The 11,034-nt window shown below is 68.1% G+C and carries 11 protein-coding genes; 5 read left to right on the forward strand and 6 right to left on the reverse strand.

Annotated elements, in window-relative coordinates; translation table 11 throughout:
• Window positions 1-9: 9 nt before the first annotated feature.
• Complete coding sequence (locus FHS98_RS02175) at window positions 10-189, forward strand: DUF1508 domain-containing protein (protein ID WP_167099106.1); 180 nt, start codon at window positions 10-12, stop codon at window positions 187-189.
• Between the two features lie 23 nt (window positions 190-212).
• Here FHS98_RS02175 and dcd read toward each other — a convergent pair whose 3' ends face one another.
• Entirely contained in the window at window positions 213-767 is a 555-nt protein-coding gene (gene dcd, locus FHS98_RS02180) for a dCTP deaminase (RefSeq protein WP_167099109.1), read from the reverse strand.
• 138 nt (window positions 768-905) lie between these two features.
• Here dcd and FHS98_RS02185 point away from each other — a divergent pair, with 138 nt between their 5' ends.
• Window positions 906-1,121, forward strand: coding sequence for a hypothetical protein (locus tag FHS98_RS02185; protein ID WP_167099112.1), 216 nt, complete (start codon window positions 906-908; stop codon window positions 1,119-1,121).
• A gap of 167 nt (window positions 1,122-1,288) precedes the next feature.
• On the opposite strand, the gene mfd is transcribed toward FHS98_RS02185, so the two are convergent.
• Both mfd and FHS98_RS02195 read right to left on the reverse strand, forming a co-directional pair.
• Window positions 1,289-4,768, reverse strand: a complete 3,480-nt coding sequence (gene mfd, locus FHS98_RS02190) for a transcription-repair coupling factor (RefSeq protein ID WP_167099115.1) — start codon at window positions 4,766-4,768, stop codon at window positions 1,289-1,291.
• A 7-nt stretch (window positions 4,769-4,775) separates the two neighbouring features.
• A complete protein-coding gene (locus FHS98_RS02195; protein WP_167099118.1) occupies window positions 4,776-5,039 on the reverse strand; it encodes an FAD assembly factor SdhE in 264 nt (87 codons plus the stop codon).
• A gap of 74 nt (window positions 5,040-5,113) precedes the next feature.
• Between FHS98_RS02195 and recG the strand changes: the two genes are divergently transcribed.
• On the forward strand, window positions 5,114-7,177 hold the full coding sequence (gene recG / locus FHS98_RS02200) for an ATP-dependent DNA helicase RecG (protein ID WP_167099120.1): 2,064 nt from the start codon (window positions 5,114-5,116) through the stop codon (window positions 7,175-7,177).
• Here the strand turns inward: recG and FHS98_RS02205 are convergent.
• The gene (locus tag FHS98_RS02205; protein ID WP_167099123.1) at window positions 7,174-7,506 is read right to left on the reverse strand and encodes a PilZ domain-containing protein; all 333 of its coding nucleotides are present in this window, start codon (window positions 7,504-7,506) and stop codon (window positions 7,174-7,176) included. The genes recG and FHS98_RS02205 overlap by 4 nt on opposite strands.
• A 110-nt stretch (window positions 7,507-7,616) precedes the next feature.
• Window positions 7,617-8,849, reverse strand: coding sequence for a tyrosine--tRNA ligase (gene tyrS, locus FHS98_RS02210; protein ID WP_167099126.1), 1,233 nt, complete (start codon window positions 8,847-8,849; stop codon window positions 7,617-7,619).
• Between the two features lie 33 nt (window positions 8,850-8,882).
• Between tyrS and FHS98_RS02215 the strand changes: the two genes are divergently transcribed.
• Together FHS98_RS02215 and FHS98_RS02220 are read left to right on the forward strand one after the other, a co-directional pair.
• Window positions 8,883-9,983 (forward strand): anhydro-N-acetylmuramic acid kinase, encoded by a 1,101-nt coding sequence (locus FHS98_RS02215; protein ID WP_243847806.1) that lies wholly within the window; start codon window positions 8,883-8,885, stop codon window positions 9,981-9,983.
• Window positions 9,984-9,997: 14 nt separating this feature from the next.
• Window positions 9,998-10,324 carry a hypothetical protein gene (locus FHS98_RS02220; RefSeq protein WP_208401908.1) on the forward strand — a complete coding sequence of 109 codons (327 nt, stop codon included), beginning with the start codon at window positions 9,998-10,000 and terminating at the stop codon, window positions 10,322-10,324.
• 3 nt (window positions 10,325-10,327) lie between these two features.
• Here FHS98_RS02220 and FHS98_RS02225 read toward each other — a convergent pair whose 3' ends face one another.
• The gene (locus tag FHS98_RS02225; RefSeq protein ID WP_167099129.1) at window positions 10,328-10,996 is read right to left on the reverse strand and encodes a DUF6975 family protein; all 669 of its coding nucleotides are present in this window, start codon (window positions 10,994-10,996) and stop codon (window positions 10,328-10,330) included.
• Window positions 10,997-11,034: the final 38 nt, after the last annotated feature.

Here is an 11,034-nt window from a genome sequence, read left to right on the forward strand (position 1 = left end):
AGGGTTGTCGTGGCTCACAAGTTCGTCATCAAGAAGGACAAGGCCGGCGAGTTCCGCGTGAACTTCGTCTACAATAGCGAGATCATTTTCGCGACCGAGGGCTATTCGAGCAAGGCCTCGGCCCAGAATGCGATCGACTCGATCAAGAAGAACGGTCCGGGAGCGCCCACGGACGACCAGACCGTCTGATCTTCCGTCAGAGGTGCTGCCCTTCAGAGACGCGGTAGGGTCACCCCGCGCTGGCCCATATATTTGCCGGCGCGGTCCGCGTAGCTGATCTCGCAGGGCTCGTTGCCCTTGAGGAAGAGGAACTGGCACGCGCCCTCGTTGGCGTAGATCTTGGCGGGGAGCGGCGTCGTGTTGGAGAATTCCAGCGTGACATGGCCCTCCCAGCCGGGCTCCAGCGGGGTGACGTTCACGATGATGCCGCAGCGGGCATAGGTCGATTTGCCGAGGCAGATCACCAGCACGTCGCGCGGCACGCGGAAATATTCCACCGTCCGGGCGAGCGCGAAGCTGTTGGGCGGGATGATGCACACATCCGTCTTGCGATCGACGAAGCTGTTGGACGCGAAATCCTTGGGATCGACGGTGGCGCTGTCGACGTTGGTGAAGATCTTGAACTCGTCCGCCACGCGCGCGTCATAGCCGTAGGAGGAGAGGCCGTAGCTGATGCAGCCCTCGCGGCGCTGGGCCTCGACGAAGGGCTCGATCATGCCATGCTCCATCGCCTGCTCGCGGATCCAGCGGTCGGATTGGACGGACATGGGGGCTCCTCGGAAACGCTCTCGTGGGCTGATGCTTTCGCGGGAAGCGGTGGCGCTGGCAAGGGGGATGTGGGAGATGGCGGGTCTTGCCCACTAGCGGTCGTTGCGAGATTGCCTGTTGGGGCACATAGTGTGAGCATGGACACCGACGAATACGAATGGTCCCCGCGTCCGCCAAACATGCGCGAGCGAGTTATCGCAGCCCTGCTTGTGGCCGCGCTGGTGATCGCAGGCGCAAGCAGCTACGCGGGTTGGCGTCTATTCGGCGACTACGACAAAGCGGTGGCGGCGGGCATCACCATCTTGGGCGTGATTGTCTTCACGCGGCTGATGCCGACCGCTTGGAGGCGTTGAAAGCTACCAAAGCCGTACGGCAGCTAACCACCAAATTCTGTCATCCCAGCGAAGGCTGGGATCTATCTCTGGCGCCATAAGCAATGGGGCCGATAGCGAGAGACATGGACCCCAGCCTCCGCTGGGGTGACGGCTAGGCGGCTATCAGGGCGCTCAAGCGTTGCTGCTCACCCCACCGCCTTCGCCAGCCCCTTCGCCAACTGGCCCGCGCCGTGCAGTCGCGCCTTGGGATCGCCCCAGGAGCGCGTAATGACCAGCTTGCTGTCCGGGCGGAGCTTCGCCGTCCCCTTCAATCGCTCGACGTAAGCGAACAGCCCCGGCACATTGGGGAAGCCACCTTCCGCGAACGTCACCAGCGCGCCCTTGGGGCCGACGTCCAGCTTGGCGATGCGCGCGACGCGGCAATCCAGCTTGATGCCGATCACGTCGATCAGGTTGCGCGTCGGCTCGGGGAGCTTGCCGAAGCGGTCGATCATCTCGGCGGCGAAGGCCTCGATGCCGGCCTTGTCCTCGATCTCGTTCATGCGGCGATAAAGGCCCATGCGCAGGTCGAGGTCCGGCACATAGTCCTCGGGGATCATGATCGGCGCATCGACCGTGATCTGCGGCGAGAAGTCCACGTCGGCCTCGGGGATATCGGTCCCGCCGGCCTTGGCGGCGAGGATCGCATCCTCCAGCATCGCCTGATACAGTTCGAAGCCGACTTCCTTGATATGCCCGCTCTGTTCGTCGCCGACGAGATTGCCCGCGCCGCGAATGTCCAGATCGTGCGAGGCGAGCTGGAAGCCCGCGCCCAGCGTATCGAGGTTGGCCAGCACCTGGAGGCGCTTGTCGGCGGCCTCGGTGGTGATGCGCCCGCCCTGCGTGGTGAGATAGGCGTAGGCGCGCGTCTTGGAGCGCCCGACGCGGCCGCGGAGCTGGTAGAGCTGGGCGAGGCCGAAGCGATCCGCGCGGTGGACGATCATCGTGTTGGCGGACGGGATATCGAGCCCGCTCTCCACGATCGTGGTCGAGAGCAGCACGTCGTATTTGCGATCGTAGAAGGCGGACATCCGCTCCTCGACCTCGATCGCGCCCATCTGGCCGTGGGCGACCACATAGCGGACCTCGGGCACCTCCTCGCGCAGGAAGCGCTCGATATCGGGCAGGTCGGCGACGCGGGGGGCGACGAAATAGGCCTGCCCGCCGCGATAATGCTCGCGCAGCAGCGCCTCGCGCAGCACCACCGGATCCCACGGCATCACATAGGTCCGCACCGCGAGGCGATCGACCGGCGGCGTTTGGATCACCGACAGCTCGCGCAGGCCCGACATCGCCATCTGGAGCGTGCGCGGGATCGGCGTGGCGGTCAGCGTTAGGACGTGGACATCGGCCTTCAGTGCCTTCAGCCGCTCCTTGTGGGTGACGCCGAAGCGCTGCTCCTCGTCGACGATGACGAGGCCGAGCCGCTTGAACTCCACCTGCTTGGAAAAGACGGCGTGCGTGCCGACGACGATGTCGATCGTGCCGTCCGCCAGCCCATCGCGCACCTTCTTCGCCTCGGCCGCGCCGACGAGGCGCGAGAGGCGGCCGATGTTCATCGGGAAGCCGCGGAAACGCTCGACGAAATTGGTGTAGTGCTGGCGCGCGAGCAGCGTCGTCGGGCCGACCACCGCCACCTGCATTCCCGACATCGCGGCGACGAACGCCGCGCGCAGCGCCACCTCGGTCTTGCCGAAGCCGACATCGCCCACGACGAGGCGATCCATCGGCTTGCCGGCGCCCAGATCCTCCAGCGCCTCGGCGATGGCGCGGTCCTGATCCTCGGTTTCCTGATAGGGGAAGCGATCGACGAACTCGGGGTAGGAGGTGTCCGGCTCGGCGACATCGGCGGGGCGCAGCGCGCGGGCGGCGGCGGTGGCCATCAGCTCGCCGGCGATCTCGCGGATGCGCTCCTTCATCCGGCTCTTGCGCGCCTGCCAGGCGACGCCGCCCAGCTTGTCGAGCGCGATGCCGTCGGCCTCCGAGCCATAGCGCGAGAGGACGTCGATATTCTCGACCGGCACGAACAGCTTGTCGCCGCCCGCATAGGTGAGCTGGACGCAGTCGTGCGGCGCATGGCCGACCGGGATCGAGGTCAGTCCCTCATAGCGGCCGATGCCGTGATCCGCGTGGACCACCAGATCGCCGGGCGAGAGCGTCGCCAGTTCCTGCAAGAAGGCGTCGGCTGATTTCTTGCGGCGCTGGCGGTGGACGAGGCGGTCGCCCAGCATGTCCTGCTCGGTGAGGACGAGCACGTCGGGCGCGGAAAAGCCATGGTCGAGCGGCAGCACGGAGAGCGCGGCGCCACCGCCATTCTTCGCGGCCTCGGCGGCGAGGCCCATCGCCTCCTGCCAGCTTTCGGCGAGCGGCACGCGCGGCAGGCCATGATCGGAGAGCAGCCCGGCCAGACGCTCACGGGAGCCTATCGAATAGCTCGCGAGGATAACGCGTCGGCCTTTGCGCGACTGCGCGCCGACGTAAGCCGAGACGGCCTCGTAGACATTCTCCTGCGCCGCCCGTTCGGGCGCGAAATCGCGGGGGCCGTCCACGTCGAAATCGAGGACGGTGGCGCTCTCGGGCTCGCGGAAGGGCGTGGCGAGGTGCATCGGCCGTGCCGCGATCTGCTTCTCCCACTCGTCGGTGGGGAGATAGAGCGTGGCCCCCGGCAGCGGGCGGTAGCTGCCCGGATCGGAGGACTGCGCGCGCACGCGGTTGGCGTGATAGTCGGTGATGCTCTCGAAGCGGTTCTGCGCGGCGCCCGGCGAGCCCGCGTCGCGGACGATCACGTCATCGTCGGCGAGATGATCGAAGAGGGTGGAGAGCTTCTCCTCGAACAACGGGAGCCAATGCTCCATGCCCGCGAGGCGGCGGCCGTCGCTGATCGCCTGATAGAGCGGATCGCCTGTCGCGGTCGCGCCGAAGCGCTCGCGATAGCCGGTGCGGAAGCGCTTGATGCTCTCCTCGTCGAGGAGGGCTTCGGAGGCGGGGAGGAGGGTGAAGCCGTCGATCCGGTCGACGGTGCGCTGGTCGACGGGGTCGAAGCGGCGGACGCTCTCGATCTCGTCGCCGAAGAAATCGAGGCGGAGCGCCATCTCCTCGCCCGAGGGCCAGAGATCGACGAGACCGCCGCGCACCGCATATTCGCCCGGATCGGCGACGGTGTCGGTGCGGATATAGCCGTTGGCCTGAAGCAGCTTGCCGAGCTGGTCGCGGTCGATCCGCTCACCGGGCGCGAGCTTGGCAACGAGCTGGCGGATGCGGAAGGGGGTGAGCGTGCGCTGGGTGGCGGCGTTGACCGTCGTCACCAGCAGCGTCGGGCCTTGGGCCTTCTTCTGGAGCGCATGGAGCGTCGCCAGCCGCTCGGCCGACGAGCGCAGCGACGGCGAGGCGCGATCGTAAGGCAGGCAGTCCCATGCCGGGAAGCTCAGGATAGACAGCTCGGGCGCGAAATAGCGGGCGGCGTCGGCCACCGCGCGCATCTGCACATCGTCGGAGGCGACGAACACCGCTCGCCCCGAAGCGGCGCGGGTGACGTCGGCGAGCAGCCAGGGCAGGAAGCCCGCGGGTGTGCCCGAAAGGGTGAGCGGCCGGTCGGCCTTCAGGATACGCTGGAGATTGTCGGTCAAGGTGGACTCAGTGGATCGAGATATAATCGAGCTTCTGCATGGTGCGCATCAGCGGCCCGTCGAAGGCGGCCGGCACCGGCTCCTTGCCCATCGCCCAGGCCATGATGTCGACATCCTCCTGCTCGATCAGCCGCTCGAACCAGGCGATCTCCTCGTCCGACCACTCGGCCGCATAGCGATCGAACAGCCCGCCGATCATGTAATCCGCCTCGCGCGTGCCGCGATGCCAGGCGCGGAAGCCGAGGCGCTTCAGGTGATGCTCGCGATCCAAAGGGAGGCTCCAACGTCAAAATGGCGGCCAAGCGCTGGTCGCGCGCGTCGGCTGTGATACAGGCCCATCTAGTCATGCGACCCGAAATCCTCAATCCGCTCTTCGCCGAAACCGAAGCCCTCAAGGGCGTGGGCACCGCGCTCGCCAAGCCGCTGGCGAAGCTGGGGCTGACGCGCGGGATCGATCTGCTGTTCCATCTGCCGACCGGCGTGGTCGAGCGGCGGCGGATCGAGCGGCTGGACCCGGCCGATGCAGGGCGCGGCGTGATCGTGACGCTGACGGCGACCGAATATCGCGGTTCCTCCTCTCCGCGCGGGCCGTTCCGGGTGCGGGCGGTGGACGGGGAAGGGAATGCCGTCAGCCTCGTCTATTTCGGCAATGCCTCGGGCTGGGCGCGCAAGCAGTTCCCGCTGAACGAGCCGCGAGTCGTGGCGGGGCGGCTCGATCTCTATGGGGAGACGCTCCAGATCGTGCATCCCGATCAGGTCGTGCCGCCGGAAGAGGCGGGCGAGATCGTCGAGCGCGAGCCGGTCTATCCGCTGTCAGCGGGGATCACCTCGCGCCGCATCGCCCAGCTTGTCGCGCAGGCGCTGGAGCGCGTGCCGGCGCTGCCCGAGTGGATCGAGCCGAGCTTGCTCTCCGCGCGCGGCTGGCCGGGCTTCATGGAGGCGCTGGAGCACGCGCACGGCAACCCGCAGGACGCCAAGGCGCGCGAGCGGCTCGCTTATGACGAGGTGTTCGCCAACCAACTCGCGCTGATGCTGGTGCGGGCGTCGACGCGGCGGCGCAAGGGCTGGGCGCTGCTCGGCGACGGGCGGCTGCGCGCCAAGCTCGACCTGCCCTACAAGCCCACCGGCGCGCAGGCCCGCGCCATCGCCGAGATCGAGGGCGACATGCAACAGGAGACGCCGATGCTGCGCCTGCTTCAGGGCGATGTCGGCTCGGGCAAGACGCTGGTCGCCACCATGTCCTTGATCGCGGCGGTGGAAGCGGGGGCGCAGGGCGCGCTGCTGGCGCCGACCGAAATCCTCGCCCGCCAGCATTTCGCGACGCTGCAACGCCAGCTTTCGCCGCTCGGCCTCAATGTCGCGATCCTGACGGGGCGTGAGAAGGGGCGCGCGCGGGAGTCCACATTGATGGGTCTCGCGGATGGATCGATCCATATCCTCGTCGGCACGCACGCGATCTTTCAGGAGGCCGTCACCTACAAGGAACTCGGCCTCGTCGTGGTGGACGAGCAGCACCGCTTTGGCGTCGCCCAGCGGTTGATGCTGGCGGGCAAGGCGGATCGCCCGCCGCACATGCTGGTGATGACCGCGACGCCGATTCCGCGCACGCTGACGCTTGCCCAATATGGCGAGATGGACGTCAGCCGCCTCGACGAGATGCCGCCCGGCCGCCAGCCGATCGAGACCAAGGTGATCGCGATCGAGCGGATGGACGAGGTGGTCGCGGGCGTCGGCCGCCATATCGCGGGCGGGGGGCAGGCCTATTGGGTGTGCCCGCTGGTCGAGGAGAGCGAGACCGGCGACGATGCCGCCGCAGAGGCGCGCGCGGCGGCGCTGCGCGAGATGTTCGGGGAGAAAGTCGGCCTCGTCCACGGCCGGATGAAGGGGCCGGAGAAGGATGCCGTGATGGCGGCCTTCCAGCGCAACGAGGTGGCGGTGCTGGTCGCCACCACCGTCATCGAAGTGGGCGTGGACGTGCCCAATGCCGCGCTGATCGTGATCGAGGGGGCGGAGCGCTTCGGCCTCGCCCAGCTCCACCAGCTTCGCGGCCGGGTCGGGCGGGGCACGGCGCATTCGGTGTGCCTGCTGCTGCGCGGGAGCGCGCTCAGCGAGACGTCACGGGCGCGGCTGGCGCTGATGCGCGATACCAACGACGGCTTCCTGATCGCGGAGGAGGATTTGCGGCTGCGCGGTGGCGGCGAGATTCTCGGCACGCGCCAGTCTGGCGAGCAGGGCGCGCGGCTGGCCGATGCCCAGCAGACGGCGGCGCTGATCCCGACCGCGCACGATGACGCGCGGTTGCTGACGGATCGTGACGGTGGTCTGGAAGCGCCACGCGGACAGGCGGCGCGGATATTGCTCTATCTGTTCGAACGCGATGCGGCGGTGGGCCTTCTCCGGGCCGGTTAGAACTCGTTCCAGGCCGGCTTGTCGTTGGGGGCGTTGGCCAGCATCTTCGGATAGAGCGTGTCGTTGATCGGCGCGATGAACTCGCCGCCGACGCGCCCGCCCAGCGACCAGACCACCCGCGCCGGGGTCATGCCCACGACGGGCAGCTTCAACGCGATCAGGTCGCCCGGCTGGAGCGTCGCGGACGTGCGCGACATGAAGCCATAAGGCGAGATGTCCACCACCAGCGCCGTCTCACGCGCGCCTGACGGCCCGTCGAGCGGCGCGCGGAAGGAGACGACGTCGCGTGGCGCGCGGCGGCTTTCGATGATGAACGGTGCCGTAGCCATGCGGAAACCCTTCGGAAGGTGCGCGGCCATTGTCCGCCCGCCTCCTAAAGAGATCCTCAATCATCAGACTTAATAACCGTTCACCATCTTCGCTTCGTCGCGTCCGGGCCTCAGCGCAGGAGGATGCCGTGGCGCTTCTTGCCGAGGCTGATCTTCACCGGCACGTCCTCGAGAACGATCTCGAAAGTCGGATCGGTGATGGCGAGATCGTTGAGGCGCACCGCGCCTTCGCCGATCTTGCGCCGGGCCTCGCCGTTGGAGGCGGCGAAGCCCATCACGGTCAGCGCCTGCACGATCGGGATGCGGCCGCCATCGACACGGAGCGTCGGCAGCGAATCGCCGGCGGCACCCTCCTCGAAGGTGCGCCGCGCCGTCTCGGCGGCCTCGACCGCGGCGTCGGGGCCATGGGCCATCGCGGTGGCGGCGTCGGCGAGGGCCTTCTTCGCCTCGTTGATCTCGGCGCCCTGGAGCGCCTCCAGCCGCACGACATCGTCCATCGAGAGATCGGTGAACAGGCGCAGGAAGCGGCCGACATCGGCATCCTGCGTGTTCCGCCAGAACTGCCAGTAATCATAGGGCGGCAGCGCATCGGCGTTGAGCCAGACGGCGCCCTTGGCGGTCTTGCCCATCTTGCCGCCGTCGGCCGTGGTGATGAGCGGGGAGGTCAGGCCGAACACCTGCTCGCCGGCCACGCGGCGGGTCAGCTCGATGCCGTTGACGATATTGCCCCACTGATCCGAGCCGCCCATCTGGAGGCGGCAGCCGGCGCGGCGGGACAGCTCCAGGAAGTCATAGCCCTGGAGGATCATGTAGTTGAACTCGAGGAAGCTCAGCGACTGCTCGCGATCGAGGCGCAGCTTCACCGAATCGAAGCTCAGCATCCGGTTGATCGAGAAATGCTGGCCGATGTCCCGCAGGAAGGGGATGTATTCGAGCTTGTCGAGCCACTCGGCATTGTCGACCATCACGGCGTCGGTCGGGCCGTCGCCGAAGGTCAGGAAGCGGGAGAAGACGCGCTTGATGGAGGCGATGTTCTCCGCGATCGTATCGACCGTCATCAGCTTGCGGGCTTCGTCCTTGAAGCTCGGATCGCCGATTTTGCCGGTGCCGCCGCCCATCAGCACGATCGGCTTGTGGCCGGCCTGCTGCATCCGGCGCAGCATCATGATCTGGACGAGGCTGCCGACATGCAGCGAAGGCGCGGTCGGATCGAAGCCGATATAGCCCCGCACGATCTGGCGCATCGCGAGGTCGTCCAGCCCTTCGGCATCGGTGACCTGGTGGATATAGCCGCGCGCGTCGAGTAGGCGCAGCAGATCGGATTTGTAGCTCGTCGTCGTCATGGCGGGCGGGTGCGTAGCACAAGGGGGATGCGGATGGGTAGCGACGCGATGCTGGCAATCGGCCTGATGTCGGGCACGTCACTCGACGGCATCGACGCCGCGCTGATCGAGACGGACGGGGAGGGCCATGTCCGGCCGATCGCCTTCCGCTCCGAGCCCTATTCGCAGCAGGCGCGGCAGCAGCTTCAGGAGGCGACCGCGCTGGCGCTCACCTATGAGAAACCGCGCCTCAGCCCGGAGATCGCGGCGGCGACCGAGATGCTCAACCGTCGACACCTTCTGGCTATCCACCAACTGGTCGCGACCGCCGGCATCCCGCTCGATCATGTGAAGGTGGTGGGCTTCCACGGCCAGACCGTCGCGCACCGACCCCCGCAGGGCTGGACCTGGCAGATCGGCGACGGCCCGGCGTTGGCGGCGGCGCTGAAGGTGCCGGTGGTGGCGGATTTCCGCTCGGCGGACGTGGCGGCGGGCGGGCAGGGAGCGCCGCTGCTCCCGGTTTATCACCGGGCGCTGGCTTCCGGTGCGCAATTGCCGCTGGCGGTGCTGAACCTGGGCGGTGTCGGCAATATCACCTTTATCGGCCGCGATGGCGAGCTGATCGCCTTCGACACCGGCCCGGCCAACGGCCTCGTCGACGACTGGATGGCCGCCGAGACGGGCAAGACCTTCGACGAGGGGGGCGCCTTCGCGGCCACCGGAGAGGTTCATCGACAGGTTCTGGCGGCGATGCTCGACAATCCGTGGTTCGATCTCGCGCCGCCCAAGTCGCTCGACCGGGCGGACTTCACCATGGCCCCCGCGCGCGGCCTGCTGCCGGCGGACGGAGCGGCGACGCTCACCGCCTTCACCGCCGCGACGGTGGCGCTGGCGCTCAACCATCTGCCCGAGCGGCCGGTGCGGATGATCGTCGCCGGTGGCGGGCGTCACAACGCCACGATGATGGCGATGCTGGCCGACGCCTGCGAAATCCCGGTCGAGCCGATCGAGGCGCTCGGCCAGAATGGCGACGCGACCGAGGCGGAAGGCTTTGCCTATATGGCGGTACGCAGCCTGAAGGGCTTGCCGATCAGCTTCCCAGGGACCACGGGTGTCGCTCAGCCATTGACGGGGGGGCGCCTGTGCCTGCCCTGAATCCGGGAGCATCCATGCGTCACCGCCTTGCCCTTCTGCCTCTGCTGGCGCCCGCGACCGCCCTGTTGTCCGCACCGGCCACGGCCTCGTCGACGGCGGCCTGGACGGCGGGGGAGAGCGCGGCGCGCAACGCCTGCGTCAAGGCGAGCGGGCTGAACGACGCCGCGGCCTCCGCGCCCGTGCATTTCAGCGATCGCACCGCGCAGGACGTGATCCTCGTGACCGGCCGCTATCCGCAGAAGTTCATGAAGGGCAAGCCGGGCACCATGCTGTGCCTCTACGATCGCCGCGCGAAGAAGGCGGAGACGCAGGAAGCGGGCGCCTGGGCGCGCAAGCGCTGACGCTCAGGCGTCGCGGCGCGCGGAGTGGCGGGTTTCGAGCAGATCCCACAGCCCGCGATGCTGGATGAGCAATTGCTGCGCGCCGAACAGGATGGCGCGTTCGATGCCGGGCGTCTCGGCCGCCCGCGTGGCGACGTCGAGCGCCTCCTGAAGGCCTGGCAGGTCAAGCGGCGGCGGCTGGAGGTCGAATCGCTCGGCCGCCGCATCCAGCACGCGGCGGATCGGCCGCCAGTCGAGCGTGAGCGCCAGCGTCGCGCCGAGCGCTGTGCCGTTGCGATCGGACTGGGCGAGGGTGGCGAGCGCATGGGTCTGCCCTGAGACCGCCGCCTCGCTCTGCGCCTGCCCCAGCGTGCTCGGCAGCGGGCCGACCACGACGGCAAGCTTGGTGAGCAGCGTCCGCTCGGCCGAGAAACCGGCGGTGACGTGGGAGATCCATGTTCGCGCGGCGGGGTGGACGATGCGATGCGCGGCATGATCGGCGACGCCCGGATGGCGGCCGTGCAGCATGGTCAGAAAATGCGCCGCGTCAGCCAGATTGCGCGCGCCGTCGGCACCCGTCAGCAGATCGGGCGAGCCGCAATAGGGATGCTGGGCGCTGCCCTCGGCGGACAGCAGCGCAGACAGACGCGCGCCTACGCCTTCAGGCTTCTCGCTCCTCGCTGTCGCCGTCATCAACCCACTCCGCTCGTCCTCCACGCGGGCCGGTCGCC

This window comes from Sphingomonas oligoaromativorans (assembly GCF_011762195.1).
Classification (GTDB): Bacteria; Pseudomonadota; Alphaproteobacteria; order Sphingomonadales; family Sphingomonadaceae; genus Solisphingomonas; species Solisphingomonas oligoaromativorans.

What these genes read in the sequence shown, in the direction of transcription:
- dcd (WP_167099109.1), bottom strand. Translation starts at nt 767, where the DNA reads ATGTCCGTCCAATCCGACCGCTGGATCCGCGAGCAGGCGATGGAGCAT.
- FHS98_RS02185 (WP_167099112.1), top strand. Translation starts at nt 906, where the DNA reads ATGGACACCGACGAATACGAATGGTCCCCGCGTCCGCCAAACATGCGC.
- recG (WP_167099120.1), top strand. Translation starts at nt 5,114, where the DNA reads ATGCGACCCGAAATCCTCAATCCGCTCTTCGCCGAAACCGAAGCCCTC.
- FHS98_RS02205 (WP_167099123.1), bottom strand. Translation starts at nt 7,506, where the DNA reads ATGGCTACGGCACCGTTCATCATCGAAAGCCGCCGCGCGCCACGCGAC.
- tyrS (WP_167099126.1), bottom strand. Translation starts at nt 8,849, where the DNA reads ATGACGACGACGAGCTACAAATCCGATCTGCTGCGCCTACTCGACGCG.
- FHS98_RS02215 (WP_243847806.1), top strand. Translation starts at nt 8,883, where the DNA reads ATGGGTAGCGACGCGATGCTGGCAATCGGCCTGATGTCGGGCACGTCA.
- FHS98_RS02220 (WP_208401908.1), top strand. Translation starts at nt 9,998, where the DNA reads ATGCGTCACCGCCTTGCCCTTCTGCCTCTGCTGGCGCCCGCGACCGCC.
- FHS98_RS02225 (WP_167099129.1), bottom strand. Translation starts at nt 10,996, where the DNA reads ATGACGGCGACAGCGAGGAGCGAGAAGCCTGAAGGCGTAGGCGCGCGT.